This window comes from Verrucomicrobiota bacterium (genome assembly GCA_016871535.1).
In the GTDB taxonomy this organism is placed as follows: Bacteria; Verrucomicrobiota; Verrucomicrobiia; order Limisphaerales; family SIBE01; genus VHCZ01.
Map to the genome: position 1 here is coordinate 17,872 of VHCZ01000009.1, position 16,475 is coordinate 34,346.

11 protein-coding genes are annotated in these 16,475 nt (G+C 60.6%); 5 read left to right on the plus strand and 6 right to left on the minus strand.

From position 1 onward, the window contains the following. Positions 1-11 precede the first annotated feature (11 nt). Complete coding sequence (locus FJ398_02485) at positions 12-1,691, minus strand: PDZ domain-containing protein (GenBank protein MBM3836826.1); 1,680 nt, start codon at positions 1,689-1,691, stop codon at positions 12-14. On the opposite strand from FJ398_02485, the gene FJ398_02490 reads away from it, so the two are divergent. Further along, on the plus strand, positions 1,434-3,371 hold the full coding sequence (locus tag FJ398_02490; GenBank protein ID MBM3836827.1) for a DUF2851 family protein: 1,938 nt from the start codon (positions 1,434-1,436) through the stop codon (positions 3,369-3,371). The two genes, FJ398_02485 and FJ398_02490, sit on opposite strands and share 258 nt — an antisense overlap. Positions 3,372-3,738: 367 nt before the next feature. On the opposite strand, the gene FJ398_02495 is transcribed toward FJ398_02490, so the two are convergent. Beyond that, positions 3,739-4,272, minus strand: a complete 534-nt coding sequence (locus FJ398_02495; GenBank protein ID MBM3836828.1) for a hypothetical protein — start codon at positions 4,270-4,272, stop codon at positions 3,739-3,741. Between the two features lie 199 nt (positions 4,273-4,471). Between FJ398_02495 and FJ398_02500 the strand changes: the two genes are divergently transcribed. From FJ398_02500 to FJ398_02510, 3 genes are all read left to right on the plus strand, one after another. Continuing rightward, positions 4,472-5,755 (plus strand): Gfo/Idh/MocA family oxidoreductase, encoded by a 1,284-nt coding sequence (locus FJ398_02500; protein MBM3836829.1) that lies wholly within the window; start codon positions 4,472-4,474, stop codon positions 5,753-5,755. Positions 5,756-6,257: 502 nt separating this feature from the next. Next, positions 6,258-6,845 carry a GNAT family N-acetyltransferase gene (locus FJ398_02505; protein MBM3836830.1) on the plus strand — a complete coding sequence of 196 codons (588 nt, stop codon included), beginning with the start codon at positions 6,258-6,260 and terminating at the stop codon, positions 6,843-6,845. Between the two features lie 121 nt (positions 6,846-6,966). Beyond that, the gene (locus FJ398_02510; protein ID MBM3836831.1) at positions 6,967-8,469 is read left to right on the plus strand and encodes a sulfatase; all 1,503 of its coding nucleotides are present in this window, start codon (positions 6,967-6,969) and stop codon (positions 8,467-8,469) included. Here FJ398_02510 and FJ398_02515 read toward each other — a convergent pair whose 3' ends face one another. Both FJ398_02515 and FJ398_02520 read right to left on the minus strand, forming a co-directional pair. Then, entirely contained in the window at positions 8,470-11,370 is a 2,901-nt protein-coding gene (locus tag FJ398_02515; GenBank protein MBM3836832.1) for a hypothetical protein, read from the minus strand. A 308-nt stretch (positions 11,371-11,678) separates the two neighbouring features. Continuing rightward, positions 11,679-12,455: a hypothetical protein gene (locus FJ398_02520; protein MBM3836833.1), complete on the minus strand. Its 777-nt coding sequence runs from the start codon at positions 12,453-12,455 to the stop codon at positions 11,679-11,681. 227 nt (positions 12,456-12,682) lie between these two features. On the opposite strand from FJ398_02520, the gene FJ398_02525 reads away from it, so the two are divergent. After that, positions 12,683-13,447, plus strand: a complete 765-nt coding sequence (locus FJ398_02525) for an endonuclease/exonuclease/phosphatase family protein (protein MBM3836834.1) — start codon at positions 12,683-12,685, stop codon at positions 13,445-13,447. A gap of 70 nt (positions 13,448-13,517) precedes the next feature. Here the strand turns inward: FJ398_02525 and FJ398_02530 are convergent, their stop codons facing one another. Continuing rightward, entirely contained in the window at positions 13,518-14,870 is a 1,353-nt protein-coding gene (locus FJ398_02530) for a twin-arginine translocation signal domain-containing protein (protein ID MBM3836835.1), read from the minus strand. A gap of 266 nt (positions 14,871-15,136) precedes the next feature. Next, positions 15,137-16,087 carry a DUF1080 domain-containing protein gene (locus FJ398_02535; protein ID MBM3836836.1) on the minus strand — a complete coding sequence of 317 codons (951 nt, stop codon included), beginning with the start codon at positions 16,085-16,087 and terminating at the stop codon, positions 15,137-15,139. Positions 16,088-16,475 lie beyond the last annotated feature (388 nt).

Below are 16,475 nucleotides of genomic sequence, written 5' to 3' on the forward strand. Positions count from 1 at the left end.
TCGCTCACAGATCAACGAATCGTCGCGGTCTTGGTCGCGGAGAAAAGCTGCACAATTCGGCCAGTCCGGCGGGGCACGATGACGGCCATTTGGACGCGATCGCCTTTCTTTTTGGCGTAAAGAAAATGCGCCGCCCGGATAAGGTTGCCCGGCACATGTCCGTCGAACGTTTGAATCAACTCGCCATCTCTCAATCCCGCCTTCGCCGCGGGTCCGCCGGGTTCGACTTCCGCGACTACGAAGCCTTGAAATTGGCCGAAGCCCATGGTTCCGGCGAGAGCCGGAGTCAAATGCTGGAGCGTGGCGCCGAGTCTTTTCTGGATCAGCTCGGCGTTGAAGAAGGTCGCTTCCGGCACCAGCCGCACCTGGAGAGTTTTCTTCTCCTGGTCGCGCTGCACGACCAGTCGAACGTCTCGCCGATCGCCGGCGGCCATCAGCTCGCGATTGATCTCCACGAGGTTCCGGGGCGTTTTGTCGTTCACCGAGAGCACGCGGTCTCCGGGCCGCAGGCCGCTCTTCTCGGCAGGGCTTCCGGCTTCGACCACCGATACCGTCGGGCCCGCGGCGCTGGATTGAAAGTAGCCTCCGAACCAAAGGGAGCGCATGAATTCCGGCGTGAAGATTTCACCCAGCGCCTCCGCAACGCGCTTGACCGGGATGGCAAACCCGATTCCTTGAGCCTCGCGGAACACCGCCACGCTGATGCCGATGAGTTCGCCGCGCAAGTTCACGAGTGGCCCGCCGCTGTTGCCGGGATTGATCGCGGCGTCAGTCTGAAGCCAGTCATTGATGTCCAGTGATTCATCCTCAGCACTGGGCCGCCGCGCCTTGGAACTCAAGATGCCCCGGCTCACCGAACCGCCGAGCCCGAACGGATTGCCCAGCGCCAGGACGGTTTCGCCCAGGAGCAAATCGTCGTCCGGCGCGAACTTGATGGCCTTGAACTTCTCCCCCTGGGTGTCGAGCAACTGCAGCAAAGCCACATCCGTCTTGAGCGTTTGGACGACGTTTTGGGCTTCGAAGGTCCTTCCATCGGCGAGAGTCACGGTGATGCGGTTCGCCCGCCGGACGACGTGCATGTTGGTTAACACGTATCCGGTCTCGTCGATGATCACCCCGGAGCCGAGGCTATTCTGGCGGCGCGTCGATCGGCGGCCCCAGTACGGTCCAAAAAAATCGCGAAACACCTGATCAAACGGGTCACGGATTTCGACAATCGTTTCCGTGCTGATGTTCACGACGCTCGGCATCACTTCTTCGATGGCGTTGACGACCGGGTCGCGCCGGACGTCCGGAGGCGCGCTGGGCGTAGCCGCAGAGGCGAACCGGCCTTCGAGGGAGCCGTGCTCCACACCGCCGAGCATGAACAGTGCAGCCAAAGTGGTCGGCAGCTTCACGCAGGGATTCTCCAGTCGCAGGTTTCCTCTCGTTGCATGGGTGACTTCACGATCTCGGTATCTCGCCACGGGACCAGGAACGCAAAAGATCGGGCTCCGGCGCGCCAGCGTCTTGGCGCGCGGCAGATCTCTGCCGCTTTTGGACCCCGATCCGGAAAAAGCGGGCGGACCGCAGCCTTTAGGCTGCTTCCGCGCACTCTCCGGAGTCCAGCGTTGAAGCGGCCTAAAGGCCACATGCCGGAAGACGGGTTCATGGGAAGTTGCCTTGGCCTCGGCGCCATGCACATGGACCATGAACTCGTGATCCTCCACGAATTCGGGGCGGACCTCGAATGGTTCCCCCTCAATTCGTGGTCCGCCCTGGATTTGCGGGGCCGGTTCATGGGAAGGAGGTCGCCGGCCAATTTAGCCGGCGTCTGCCAGAAATCGCGACAGTTCACCGTGGATTTGCGCAAGCCGATCATTGTATTCACGCTTGACTTTGCAAGAGAGGTCGCGCAAAAGCAAGGCAAGGTGCGGTTGATCCCCAAAAATCCTTACAGCCGTTGGCGCGCGCTCGTCGCGGCGTCGTGGACGTTGCAAGAGTCCGCCGATTCGTCCCGCGTCACGGAACGTTTCCTTCAGTCGCTCTGGCATCATCAGCGCTTGCAGCGCGATCATCTGACGACTTTGGACGGCGAGTCGCTCCGGGTTCTTCATCCGGGCTTCTGGAATCGCGAAGCCGGGCCGGATTTCCGGGACGCGGTGCTCAAGTTCGGGACGGCGGCGCCCACGCAGGGCGACGTGGAGATCGATTTGCACCCGCACCTCTGGAAAAGCCATGGCCACAATCAGAATCCGGCCTACCGGAAGGTCGTTCTCCATGTGGTTTGGGAAGGTGAGCCGGCCACGCCCTGTGCTTTGCCCACGCTCGCGTTGAAACCGCACCTGGATGCGCCTCTGTCCGACCTGAGCGCCTGGCTGGGCCAGAATTCGCTTCCTCGAATTCCACTCGATTTGTTTGGCAAGTGCGCGGCGCCGCTGCGGGATTTGCCCATCGCTCAAAGCGAGGCGTTGCTCAAGCAGGCAGCCGAAGTTCGATTGCAGGCCAAAGCCGCTCAGATCCAGGCGCGCGCTCAGCAGGCTGGCTGGGAACAATCGCTCTGGGAGGGCCTCTTCGGCGCCCTGGGCTACAAACACAATGTCTGGCCCATGCGGCTTCTGGCCGAGCAGTTGCCCTCGCCGGCCACTGACACGGACCGAACCGCTCCTTCACCGGTTGTCTGGCAGGCGCGGCTCCTTGGACTCGGAGGGCTTTTGCCAACGCAACTGATCGGAACCGCGCCGCAGATTGATGCGTATTTGCGGGGGCTTTGGGACATCTGGTGGCGCGAACGCGAAGCGTATTCCGAATCTATTCTGCCGCGCGTGGCCTGGCGATTCAACGGCTTGCGCCCCGCGAACCATCCCCAACGCCGGCTGGCCCTCGCCGCTCACTGGCTGGCCTCCGGCGATCTGCCTTCGCGACTGGAGCAATGGTTCGCGCAATCCATCGCTGACGAAAAACTTTCCGATTCGTTGTTGGATGTTCTTCAGGTCAAGCACGACGATCTCTGGTCGCGGCACTGGACCCTTCGATCTTCCCGCATGCCCCAACCGCAGCCGCTCATCGGACCGCAACGCGTCACCGACCTGGCCGTGAACGTGATTTTGCCGTGGTTTTGGATTCGGGCGGTGGCAGGAAAAAGCGCGGAGCTTCAGGCCCGGGCCGAGCAGCGATACTTTGCCTGGCCGAGGAGTGAAGACAATGCGGTCTTACGGTTGGCCCGGGCGCGCCTTTTCGGCGGGCAGAAAGTGCGGTGGATCAAAACCGCCTCGGCTCAGCAAGGGCTTCTCCAGATCGTCCGCGATTTTTGCGATCACTCCAACGCGCTGTGCGATCAGTGCCAGTTCCCGGAGTTAGTCCGCGAACTGGGGCGTGGTGACAGCTCGTAGCCATATGGAGTGCGTTTCTCCCTCTCCCATGTACACGTGTTCAGCGTGGTAGGGACGGATTCCACTCCGTCCCCAATCAAGCCTTGAGGCAGACCGCCGCCCAGGAAGAGACGATGGGCCAACGAAGGCTCCTGGTTTTTCCGTGGTCCGTCTCTCCCTTCAAGAGACGCCTCAAGGATTAGTCAGGGACGGAGTGGAATCCGTCCCTACCCACGCTGAACAGATAACTCTCTCCAGGAGAGGGCCGGGATGAGGGGGGAATGCCGTCTTACGCAAGGCAGGCAGCCAGAAACCGAGATGCGTTCGCCGAAAAGCTGGCTCCGCGGGAGCGTCGCCCCACCGACATCGCCACCGACGTTGCTTCCGCTCACTTTATCTTCCCTCTGATTTCAGCCGCTCCCGCCTGAGTTTTTGAAGTCTGCGCGGCCCGAGCCGTCAGAAATACACCGACAAAAAGAACCAGCGCGCCTACCGGCACCAGGACAATGCCCAGACCCGGATCGCCCTGATACCTTTTGAAATCCGCAATGCCGCCGAGGAAAAATCCGCCCGGGATCAAAAAGCCGGCGCTGGTCAGACACGCCGAGGCCAATCCCCGCGAACGCGGATTCCACGCGGGCAGAAATTGCAGACTCGCGCCGAACGCGATGTGGACCAGAGAAAGCAAGGTCCCGTGCGCATGAGCCAGCGTCCACATGAGACGCCGCGTGGAATTGGACACATCGAGATACATGCCCGCTTTGAAGCCGTGCAAGGCCTCCAGCGCCATTCCCAGGGTCAGAAAGCAGAGCAACGACCACCAGCCGTACTGCAGATGCCGGCGTGTCAAAAAGGGAAGGCTTTCATCCGGCGCGGTTCGGGCTGCGACACCGCCCGTCTCGGAGTTAGGTGCAGGTTTCATTCGTGAAGCTCAAATCAACTGGCTGTTCCGCGTTGAAGCTGATGCTGGCGGACATGCTGCTTGATTCCTGGGTCCGGTTCAATCAGGAATTCGCCTTGTCATTCGAGGGTTCCGGGTGAATAAACCGCTGTTCACTCGCTGGTGATGTGTGAGACACATCACTAGACGAATCGCCAATCCTGCAACGCAAAAACCCACCATGAAAACATTCAAAACCTCCCGCCGCGAATTCCTGAAATCCTCCGCTCTCGCCGCGAGCGCGCTGGCGTTGCCGCCCTCGTCCTATTCCGCCGTCCTCGGCGCGAACGATCGCATCAATTTCGCCGTCATCGGTTGCGGCGGCATGGGCACGGGCCACGTGAACAGCCTGGTCAAACGCAGCCAGATCGACAACATCGTCGTCCGCGCTGTGTCGGATGTCTATCAACGCCGTGTCACGCGCGCCAAAGGCATTTGCAAAGGGGACGGCTACCTGGATTACCGAAAGCTGCTTGAGCGAAAGGATCTCGATGCGGTTTTGATTGCGACGCCGGATCACTGGCACGCCAAGATTTCCATCGACGCCATGGAGTCCGGCAAGCATGTCTATGTCGAAAAGCCCATGACCCACACGGTCGAGCAAGCCATCGAGTTGCGCGACGCCGTCAAGCGCACCGGGAAAACTCTCCAGGTCGGCCCCAACGGCACGGCGAACGATTCCTACTGGCAAGCGCACGAGGCGATCAAAGCCGGGCGCATCGGCAAGGTCACCTGGGCGCACGGCAGTTACAATCGCAACGCCCGCATCTGCCTCTTCAACGAGCACCAGAAAATCGATCTCACCGCCGGACCGGACAAAACCGGCGAAGATTACATCGATTGGGACATGTGGCTCGGACACCAATGGGGCCTGGCCCCGAAGATTCCCTGGACGCCCGAACACTTCTTCCGTTTCCGCAAATACTGGCCGTACAATGGCGGCGTTGCGACTGACCTGCTTTATCACAAGCTCGCGCCGTTGCTCATCGCGATCGCCGGACCGAACGGCGAGTACCCGCGCCGCGTCAACGCCAACGGCGGGCTTTACGTGGAGAAGGACGGGCGCGACATCCCGGACATGTTCATGATGACGGCCGACTATCCCAATGAATGGTCGATCTTTCTCGTGAGCACGTTGACCAACGACGCCGGATTGCCCGACCGGATCTACGGCAAACACGGCACCATGGAACTCGGCGGCGAACCGTCCCTGCGCTGGAACGGCGAATTCAAAGAAGAATTCAAAGCGAAGAACGACGGCAAAGAGGAAGTCCGCCTGCCGATCAAACAGCGCCGCGATCTCGAAGGCAATTTCATCGACGTGCTCCGTGGCAAAGACAAGCTCGCCTGCAACGCCGACCTCGGCTGCGCCACCATGGTCGCGATCAAGCTGGCGGTCGAATCCTTCCGCCAGAGCAAGACGATGCTGTGGGATGCACACGCGGAGAAAGTGAAAACAATTTGAACAGCAGCTATTCAGGCAAGATGAGGAGCGCGGTCGTCTCGGCTGCATGCGTCGGCGTCTCGCCGACGGCATCGACACGTGTCAGTGCCTCACTGGAAACCGAATTTCGCGGACGCTCCGTGTGTTCGGCGGGCCGCCGGGATCTGTTTAGCGTAGCGCAGATTTGCAATCTGCCGTATCGCGGAATTGCATTCCGCCGGGGATCGACAAGTTCTAGAGCTCTGGAACTCGCCGGAGCGCCGCCGATTGCAAATCGGCGATACGGCAGAGTGCAACTCTGCGCTACGGCGAAAGGTACACAAACACATATGGACCGGGACGCTTTCCGCGTTTCTACGTGCCACGTCTGTAGGATGATGCGCGTCGAGGCGGCCATGGTCGCGATCAAGGATGACGGTCGAATCCTTCCGCCAGAGCAAGACGATGCTCTGGGATGGGAAGGAGGAGAAGGTGATTTCTTGAGGTCTTGGTTCATTTCCTTCATTGTTCCATTGCTCACCAAATGGAACCACTCAAACACAAAATTCGGTTGCTGCTGACGTTTCGGCCACTCACCCCTGAACGATGGCCTGACCTGCAAGCCTTGTTTGGCGAGCGCGGCGCGTGCGGCGGTTGCTGGTGCATGACGTGGCGGTTGAAACGCGCAGATTTTCTCCGGCAGAAAGGCGACGGCAACAAGGCGGCCTTCAGGAAAATCGTGAAGTCGGGCCAGGTGCCGGGCGTGCTGGCGTATGCGGACGGACAAGCCATTGGCTGGTGCGCCGTCGCCCCCCGGAAGGTTTATACTTTTCTGGAGCGGTCGCGTGTCCTGGCGCCCCCGGATGAAAGGCCCGTCTGGTCGGTGACCTGTCTGTTCGTCGCCAAACCGTTTCGACAGGCGGGCGTGAGCTCGCAATTGTTGAGAGCCGCTGCCGAACACGCCTCCCGTCACGGCGCGCGGATTGTTGAGGGTTATCCTGTCGTGCCTCGGAAAAGCCGAATGCCGGATGCCTTTGCCTGGACCGGGACCCTTTCCGCTTTTCGGCGCGCAGGCTTCAAGGAAGTTGCCAGACGTTCCCCCACACGGCCAATCATGAGGATCGACGTTTGAAGGATAGGGGCCCCTCGTTTTAATGCCAACGAGGAATGGCTCGGCAGCCTCGCCCCACCATCACGGAGGGCCTCAGTCTCAGACTTGCCTCGCGCGCGGCTTCAAGCGCACACTGCCGACCATGAAACGGCCCCTCCTTGCTCTGCTGGTCGCCGCCGCCACTTACAGCGCTGCCGCGGCGGATCGCCCGAACGTTCTCTGGTTTGTCGTCGATGACATGTCTGCGAACTTTTCGTGCTACGGCGAGAAGCTCATTCAAACACCCCATGTGGATCGCCTGGCTGCCGAGGGAACGCGGTTCTCGCGCGCTTTCACGACCGCGCCGGTTTGTTCGCCCTGCCGTTCGGCGCTCATCACCGGGATGTATCAAACCACGATCGGCGCTCACCACCATCGCAGCGGACGCGGCGTGGAAAAAATCCATCTGCCTGAAGGCGTCGTGCCGATTCCGGTGCTGTTCCAGAAGGCCGGTTACTTCACCTGCATCGGCAGCGGTCTGACGAATGCCAATCGCGCCGGACGCCCGGCCAACCGCGGCGGCGGGCTCGGCAAGACCGATTACAACTTCGAGTGGGACGAGAAAATGTATGACAGCCAGGACTGGTCGGACCGCAAAGCAGGCCAGCCCTTCTTCATGCAAGTGCAACTGGCCGGCGGCAAATTGCGCGGCGGCACGGACGCGGCCGCCCGCCAACTCCTCGAACGCGCGACCCGGGAGTTCGACAGCGCGACTGATCCCGACAAGGTCACGCTCCCGCCCTGCTACCCGCGCGATCCCGTGCAACTTCGCGATTGGGCCGCGTATCTGGACACGGTTCGTTTCACCGACCGGCACGTCGGGCAAGTGCTCGCGCGGCTGGACAAGGAAGGCATTCTGGAGCAGACCCTCATTCTTTTCATGACCGACCACGGCATCAGCCACGCGCGGGGCAAGCAGTTCCTTTACGACGAGGGGACGCACATCCCGTTCGTCGTGCGCGGCCCTGGCATACCAAAAGGCCGCGTGCGCGACGATTTGATCGAGCACCTCGACATGGCTGCCCTGTCGCTGGCGGCGGCGGGAATTCCCCTGCCCAGGGGCATGCAAGCGCGCGACGTGTTCGCGAAGGATTACCGGCCGCGCGACGCCGTCTTTGCCGCTCGCGACCGGTGCGATGAGACCGTGGAACACATTCGCTCGGTGCGGACGGATCGATTCCTGTACATTTCCAACTTTCTCCCGCTTCGCCCGCATCTTCAGCCCAACGCTTACAAAGACGCCAAGAGCATCGTGAAACGTTTGCGCGAAATGCACGCCGCGGGTCAGCTTGATGATTTGCAGGAGAAACTTCTGTTCAGTCCGACACGTCCGGCGGAAGAACTCTACGAATGGACGACGGACCGCTGGCAGGTGAAGAATCTCGCGGCCGATTCGAGCCAGGCCAAGACGCTTGCGGCCTTGCGCGCGCGCCTGGATCGCTGGATGGAAGAAACCCGCGACCAGGGCCGCCAGCCTGAGCCTGAAAAAATGTACGACAGCGACATGGCGGTTTATCTGGGCGGACGAGCCAGCAAGCCGAACCAGGAAAACGTCACCGAGAAAAACATCCGCCTCATGAAACAGTGGGCGAAGGAGGGGAAGTGACTACGGCTGGGTGTAATGGCGCTCGATGATCCGCTGGAGATAGAGCAACTGGATGTCGTCCGGAACGATTTTCAGACCCAGTTCGACGTCGCGCCGAGCGCCTTCCGCGTCGCCGTGAGTCAACCGCGCTCGCGCGGCCACGGACGCGAAGTGGCCTGGAAGCCAATCCACGATCGCGCCTTTTTCTTTCCCACTCGCTCGGGCTTCGAGAATTTTTTCGATGGATCGAACCCCCTCTTCCCAGAGCGTGGGCCGTGTAAAAATAAGCGCCTGGGCGAGCAACAAATCCGTTGCTTCCGAGGTCGAGTTGGGCGGGATCTCCGGAACGAGCGGATAAGACTCCGCCGGCCTGAAGACGACGGGGAAGAACGGGCTGGCGTGATACACGTTGCGGCCATCGTTGCTCTGGAAGCTGGAGGAACGCCACTGGAGATAGCTGCGCAGTTCTCGATTGCTGAAGGTGTAATTGCCGAACGTCGCGTAGAGCAATTCATCCGGCAGCGAACGGAGAATCGTGCGTTTTTCCTCCGGCGCCAGGTCCATTTGCCAGGTGCGCTCGTCGAACAAAAAAACCTGCTGAGCTAACGCCGCGATGTAAAAAGCCTTGGGCGCCGCGTACTCCAGCACGGGAAACGCATCCGACTGGATCGGCCCATCCCCAGCCACGGCGAACGCCGTTCGCTGGGACGCCACTTGCCGCACGAACACGGCTTCCGGCGATTTGAGGCCGATGCGTTCCAGATCGGACCGGGGATCGTCTCGTGAAAACACTTCGCGGAACACCTCCGGAAACGATTTCCAAGGCAGGTGCGAGCCGAGCAGGACGATGTCGCCTTCCTGTGAATCCCAGATTTCAAGGTGTGGAAAAACGCGGGCGAAGGTTCGGAGGACCAGAAACGCGATGCCGTCGTGCATTTCGTACATGTGAAACCACTGCGCCATGATCCCGCCCTCCTTCAACCGGCTCGACGCCAGTTCGTAAAACTCCTTCGTAAAGACGCTGGCGACACCGGCCACCCACGGGTTGGAGGGTTCACTGATGATGATGTCGTATTTCTCCGGACTCAGTTTCAGGACCGTTCGTCCGTCTTCCAGCCGGATTCGCGCGCGAGAGTTGGTCGCAACGCCGCGATTCCACGGCTCGAAAATCTTCGCGGCCTCCAGGACTGGCCGGCAATTCTCGGCGATGGTCAGGCGCTCGACGGGATGGCCCAACAGCGCGCCCGCCGTGATCCCGCTGCCGAATCCGAGCACGAACACGTCTTTGCTCTGCGGCCGCGCCATTATCGGCAGATGAGCGAGCAAATATTGCGTCGATAGATCTCCCTGTGCGGAAGCGTCCGGCTTGCCGTTGACTCGAAGAACATAATCTCGGTTGGAGCTCTGTTTGGACCGGGTTTCCACGGAGACGGTCGCGTCCGGGCCGTCCTCGTAAAACACGAGATCGACGAGGCGCCGCCGTTGCTCGATCAAATCCCACGGAACCTCCGCCGTGCGCAGGCGGAAAATGCCGGAGGCCAACGTGTGTTTCCATTCGTCACCGTGTCCCAACCAGATCCAGACCACCACGCCGGCCAGCGCGACAGAAAAGGCCGCCGGCCAGGGCTGGCGGTTCACCCATGAAGTGGCTGCGGCAAACATCGCGACGAGCACGGCAAAAACTCCCAGAGCGCCGCGCACCCCAAGCCCGGGCATCAGAATGAAGCCGGTCAGCAGCACGCCCGCCACCGCGCCCAGCGTGTTCCACGTGAGCAACCGGCCGACGCGATCGCCCAGCGTCGTGGTTGATCCGGCCAGGATGCGAATCCAGAGCGGCAGAACCGCGCCCAACAATCCGGCCGGCAACCCGATCACGAGAATCGCAATCGCCGAGGTGAGAATCGCATTGAACAGGTAACCGGTCTCCGTTTGAGCCAGTCCCGTTCGCGCCTTGGCGTAAAGGATCGCCCATTCTTCAATGCTCACGATGAAGATCGCCACGCTGAATGCCGCGCACAGCATCAAGGGCACGGTGGTGGCCGGCTTTTGAAAACGGCTGAACCGCGGCGAAGCCACGACCGCGCCCCCGGCGCCAATTCCAAAAATGAACGCCATCAGCATGACGGCGAACGATTGGAGTGACGCGCCAAAGATGAGGGCCAGCGAGCGCGACGCCAGAACTTCCAATCCCATCGAGACACCCCCCGTCACCGCCACAATCACGCTGGCCCAGGCCAGGCTTGCGTCAGAATCAAGTTCCCCTGGGAGGGGTAAGGGGTGGGTCGGGTCATGGGAAGGAGACGGCATCGCTTCGCTTGCCGCGCTAATCCGTCGTGAAAGCACGATGGCCACCGCGCCCACCAGGACATTGGCCAGAGCCGTCATCTGGAGCGTGGAGACCATTCCCAGTTGCTTGACCAAAACGAAGCCTGCCAGCCCCGCGCCTGCCACCGCGCCCAGGCTGTTGACCGAGTAAAAGCGCGCGGAGCGGCGCCCGGCGTCGCTTGATTCTTTCTGCAGCCACGCCGCCACCAGCGGCAAAGTTCCGCCCATGAGGACCGTGGGCAGGAGCAACAAGCAAACACTGAGAATCGCTTTGAGGCCGAGCAGCACCAGTCCGTGCTCCAAAACCTTTGATCCGAGGCTCACAAAGACTTGATCCGCGCTCTCGTAAAGGAAGGGAAAGAAAAACGCGAAGAGGCCGATTCCGATTTCCAGGTAGCCGTACGCTTTGAGGGGATGGCGGAGGAAATCCGCGCGCGAGCCGATCAGCCGGTTGCCCAGCGCGAGGCCGCCCATGAACACCGCGAGCACGACGGTTTGCGCCTGGATCGTGCTGCCAAACATCAGCGCCAGGTATTTCGACCAAACGACTTCGTAGATCAAAGCGGTCGCGCCGGAGCAGAAAAAGAGAAGAAGCATAGTGGATGGCTCAGGAACCGCCGGGTAGCAGGGCGAGTCCGTCCCGGCGAGCCGCTCGACGTGCGTGGAACACGCCCGGTTCGGCTCGCTGGGGACAGGCTCGCCCGACCGTCTGGTGCATGGGAAGCTTCCACGGCCTTCGAGCCGTGCACACGGCCCATGAACCTGAGACCGTGCGGACCGCAGCCTTTAGGCTGCTTCCGCGCACTCTCCGGAGTTGAGCGTTGAGGCGGCCTAAAGGCCACGGTCCGGGAGATGGGTTCATGGGAAGGTTACGTTGACAATTCGTGGGTGGACTGGGTTGGCATTCACGCGGCGGTCCGTTTCTCCGAGTCCGCGATGAAACGCTTCAATTCCGTGAGCGTGTAGGGCGGGGTTTTGTTCCAGGGCGGCTCGTCAAGATGCACGTATTTGTCCGACAAATGATGAATCATCAGTTCCTCGAGGCGGTCGATCGGGATGACCTTTTGCAGGCCGCACCCGATATACACAAACGAGGCGCCGACCTCGCGGTTCAAGGGATCGCCGCGATTGTAGTAATGGTAGAACGGGCTTTTCATCGCGCATTTCAATTGCGCGCGCGTGAGGACCGAGCAACCCTGGTGCAGATTTCTCAGCCGCGCGCAACGCAGGCCGTTGAGAACGAGTTGGCCTTTGAGCACGCGGCCCCCGGAAGGGTGCGCGTCCGGCAAATACATCTCCGGATCGTCCGGTCTCTCCCGGTTGCGTTCGTACCGGATAAAGCCGGCGACGTAGGGTTCGGGCAACACCGCGTTCGTCTCACAAAACGCGCGCAAATTGTCTTCCGCAATCAACACGTCGTTCTCGGTGTAGATGAAGAGATCGTACTGGTCTTGCGCCTCGTCCATCACCTTCCGATGGCAAAGGGCCAGATCACGGCCCATCGCCGGATCGCACGGAATCTGCGTGGCGCGAAAGGCATACCGGCTGAGATCGAGTGGAACGGTGGTGTGCAGGACCACATCGACCTCAAATCCACTCATGTTGTCGTAAGCAATGAGGATCTGATGGAGATAAAGCAACTGGCCGTCCCCGTAGTTTGAAATGCAAACAAGCGTCTTCATTGTCGGGCTGGCCGTCCCCGGAGAGATACAAGCTGGGACTGGCGGCAACAAGACCGTTTTTGAGCGTGGAATTGTATTCACGAGAGACCCGGATCAATTATGCTCACTGCGGTCCGAAAATGTGTGATCCGACTATGCTTACGATTCTCCTTGCGCTTGTTCTCACTTCAGCAGACACGACCAGCCTTGTTTCATCCGCGGACTCGCCAAAGGACACCCTCTGCGTGATGACCTTTAACCTGCGTTACGCCAGCCCAAAACCGCCCAACGCCTGGCCTCAGCGGCGTCCAGTCATGCGGGAATGCATTCAAAAGCTCAACCCGGATTTGATCGGCACTCAGGAAGGACTCTATCCGCAGATCAAAGACATTGCGCAGGACCTGCCCCAGTACGAATGGCTCGGACTCGGACGCGAAGGCGGCAGCCGCGGCGAATTCATGGCCGTATTCTATCGCCGAGAGCGATTCGAGCCGCTGGAGTACGATCACTTCTGGCTCTCGGACACCCCCAACGTGATCGCGTCCAGCACGTGGGGCAATTCAAACCGGCGCATGGTAACCTGGGTGAAATTCCTGGACCGGCACACGCAGCGGCAATTCTACTTCTTCAACACCCATCTCGATCATCAAATCCAGGCCGCTCGCGAGAAAAGCGCGGCGCTGATCCGGGAACGAATCGAGGGCTTGAAGACCGCCTTGCCCGTCCTGCTCGTCGGCGACTTCAATGCCGTCGCCGGAGGCAACAAAGCCTACGAAATCCTGGTCAATCAAAACGGACTGACCGACACCTGGAGCACCGCAGGCACGCGCCGCAACGAGCGGATGAGCACTTTCCACGGATTCGGCACCCCCCGGGAAGGCGGCGACCGGATTGATTGGATTCTGGCGCGCGGACCTGTGGCTGCGGACGCCACCGAAATCGTCACCTTTCAGAAAGACGGCCAGTATCCGAGCGACCATTTCCCGGTCGTCGCCTGGCTGCGATTGCAGTAATCACGGGCCCTCCTGTCCCCAGCCCTCAGTCCTCTCCTCCCTTACCAGGGAAGAGAGGGAGTTATCCGAATCAGGCGACGGCGTGGATTTCCCAGCTTTGCCGGTACTGTTTGGTCAGCCGCGCACTGGCCTCAGCGTGATTCGTAATCCGCAAGGCTTTCGCGTCCCATTTCAACTCTTGCCCCGGGAAACGGGCCGCCACATTGCCCAGTTGCACGGCCTCCGCCAGCGGCCCTGCGTAATCGAAGCCATCGGAGGTCTTCTTGCCGGAGAGAACGCCTTCGACCCACACGTGCCAGTGGATGAGCTGCGACTCTGCTTTGATGTCGAAGTTCCTGAATTTCTTGACCGGGTAAAGTTGCGGCATACCCACGTGAGGCAGGACCATGTTGCCTTCTTCGCCGATGATCAGCGATCCGCTGCCGGGCAGTTTTGCGGACTCCGGCATTTGCGCCAGGGATTTGTCCGGTTGCCGGCCGCCGTCATACCAGGTCACGGGCAACGTGCCGTCCGCCGTGAAGCGCGTTCCCGGAAACAGGTAGTGCACGGTTTCCGAAACGGGCCAGACTTGCTGATTGATCCCATCATGTTCCGCCCGGACGGTCATCGGTTCGCGGATATCCAACGCGGTGAAGATCGGATCGAGAATGTGGCAGCCGAAATCCCCCAGCGCGCCGGAACCGAAATCCTGCCAGTCCCGCCACTTGAACGGATGATAAACATCCGGCGCGTAATCGCGCATCGGCGCCGTGCCGACCCAGACTTGCCAATTCAAGCTCGCGGGAACAGGCCCCGGCGAAGGCGGCGCTTGCAGCTTCGAGTAGTTGTTTCCCTGGACTCCGACCCACGAGTGCACCGCTTTGACTTTGCCGATGACGCCGTCGCGCAGGAGCTCCACCGCCGTGCGGTATTCTTTGTGGGAATGAATCTGGTTTCCCATCTGGGTGATGACTTTGGATTTCTCCGCTTGCAGGCGCATCTGCCGGGACTCCCACACCGTGTGCGTCAGCGGCTTCTGGCAAAACACGTGTTTGCCGCGTCGCATCGCGTCCAACGCAATGTAGGCGTGCATGTGGTCGGGCGTTGAAACCGAGGCCGCATCGAACTGGCCGCCGAGCTTGGAGAACATTTCGCGGAAATCCTGGAAATGCGGCACGCCGGGATGCGCCTCGTCCGCTTTGCCAAAACGCGTGGTGTCCACGTCGCAAAAACCCACGAACTTGACGGCCTTGTGCGAGCCGATCCAACTCACGTCGGTGAAGCCCATGCCGTTGACGCCGACGCTGGCGACCTGAAGCCGGCTGTTGAGATTCGCGCCGCGCACGAAAGCGGGCGCCACGACGGAAGCCAAAGCACCCATTGCGGTCGCTTTGAGAAACTGCCGGCGTGAGGTGCAAGAATTGGATTCGAGGAGAGTTTTCATATAGCCAATCTCCAGAGTCTGCGCTTCCATGACAAGCGAGAAGTGCGTATTCCCTCAGTTGAGGTGGGGCGAGCGTAGGGCGAGCGTCCTCGCGAGCCGAACCGGACGTTTTCCGTATGTGGTAGCGTGCCTTCCGCCGTAGCGCAGAGTTGCCGTCGGCAGCGCTTTTGCGACTTCTAAAGCCCTGGAAACTTGTCGAGCCCTTGCAGAATGCAATTCTGCGATACGGCAGATTGAAAATCTGCGCTGCGGCGAGCTGTGACCGCTTACTTCGGTACGACCCAGATATTCCGATAGAAAACCGGGTTGCCGTGTCCCTGGAGTTGCAGGGGGCCGCCGCTGGAATCTTCCTTCTTTCCACCGGGCGTGGGCCCTTTCAATTCCAGGCGGTCGTGGATCGTGACGCCGTTGTGCTTGAGAGTGACGATGGCGTTTTTGGTTTTCTTGCCCGTCTCGTCAAACCTCGCGGCCACAAAGTCGATATCGTAAGTCTGCCACGTGAGCGGCGGGTAACACAGGTTCGCGGACGGCCTGGCTTGCGAGTAGATGCCACCGCACTCGTCGTTCTCCCCTTTCAATCCGAAAGAATCGAGCACCTGGACTTCGTAGCGATCCTGCAAATAGACGCCGCTGTTGCCCCGGTCCTGGCCGCGTCCGAGTGGCTTGAACGGAAGCAGAAATTCGAGGTGCGCCGTGAAGTCGCCAAAACTCTGCTTGTTCTTGCAGCCGGCCTGAAGCAAGCGCCGGTCATCCAAATGGCCGTCGGCCCATGCGTCGGCGCTCGTGCCGTCGAACAGGACTGTGGCGCCCGCCGGCGGCTTGGAGCCAAGGGTTGGGCTTTTGCGTTCGGTCTTTTCCATGATGTACGGCCCGCCGTTGGCAGTGTGGATCGTGATCTTGCCCTCCGCGAGCTCGGCGCGGTAGTTGTCTTCGCCGGTGAAGGCGATCTTGCGGCCTTCGCGTTTGCCCGGGGTTTCCGTCTTGAACTCCTGATTCCAGCCTTCGCCCGGGAAACCGCCCTGGTAAGTGACCATGCGGAAATTTCCCGCGCCCAGCGCAATGACCTGAATGCCGCCCCAGTCGTTTCTGTATTCGCCCTGATCGAGGTAATCTTGTCCGGCCTTGGAGGGGTCGAGGAAGGTTTCGGCTTTCGGTTTTTGGTCGGCTGCCTGAACCGTCGCCGCCAGCAGGAGAAGGAAAATCGGGAGATATTTCATAGGTGAATCGAGTTAACCATCGGCTGGGTGCAGTGGCGAGAAACAAAGCGATCACCCCCCTTGAACCTGGTAGGGACGGATTCCACTCCGTCCCTGAACTTACTCAACAGTCGAATGAGCCATTCCAGGGACGCGGTGGAACGCGTCCTTACCAGTTGGGCTTGCGTGATTCGGCTGTTCATCCAGGAATACTTCAACCTTCTGCCCGAACGCGGGCGCTACCACTTCGACACGCTGGATCGCTCCGTCAACGCGAGCCATTCTTCAATCTGAAGGCGGGGAATCAGAAACTGCCGCTGCTGTTGGAGTCCTATGGAATCCAGTACTGGTCGCTCGAATAGCTGCGGTTTCTAGTGGCACACATTTGTCACTTGATCGAAACCAATTC

Bases quoted from the DNA above. Each gene is read 5' to 3' on its own strand.
- FJ398_02490 (MBM3836827.1), top strand. From the start codon at position 1,434: ATGGGTGACTTCACGATCTCGGTATCTCGCCACGGGACCAGGAACGCA.
- FJ398_02485 (MBM3836826.1), bottom strand. From the start codon at position 1,691: ATGGTCCATGTGCATGGCGCCGAGGCCAAGGCAACTTCCCATGAACCC.
- FJ398_02495 (MBM3836828.1), bottom strand. From the start codon at position 4,272: ATGAAACCTGCACCTAACTCCGAGACGGGCGGTGTCGCAGCCCGAACC.
- FJ398_02500 (MBM3836829.1), top strand. From the start codon at position 4,472: ATGAAAACATTCAAAACCTCCCGCCGCGAATTCCTGAAATCCTCCGCT.
- FJ398_02505 (MBM3836830.1), top strand. From the start codon at position 6,258: ATGGAACCACTCAAACACAAAATTCGGTTGCTGCTGACGTTTCGGCCA.
- FJ398_02510 (MBM3836831.1), top strand. From the start codon at position 6,967: ATGAAACGGCCCCTCCTTGCTCTGCTGGTCGCCGCCGCCACTTACAGC.
- FJ398_02515 (MBM3836832.1), bottom strand. From the start codon at position 11,370: ATGCTTCTTCTCTTTTTCTGCTCCGGCGCGACCGCTTTGATCTACGAA.
- FJ398_02520 (MBM3836833.1), bottom strand. From the start codon at position 12,455: ATGAAGACGCTTGTTTGCATTTCAAACTACGGGGACGGCCAGTTGCTT.
- FJ398_02525 (MBM3836834.1), top strand. From the start codon at position 12,683: ATGACCTTTAACCTGCGTTACGCCAGCCCAAAACCGCCCAACGCCTGG.
- FJ398_02530 (MBM3836835.1), bottom strand. From the start codon at position 14,870: ATGAAAACTCTCCTCGAATCCAATTCTTGCACCTCACGCCGGCAGTTT.
- FJ398_02535 (MBM3836836.1), bottom strand. From the start codon at position 16,087: ATGAAATATCTCCCGATTTTCCTTCTCCTGCTGGCGGCGACGGTTCAG.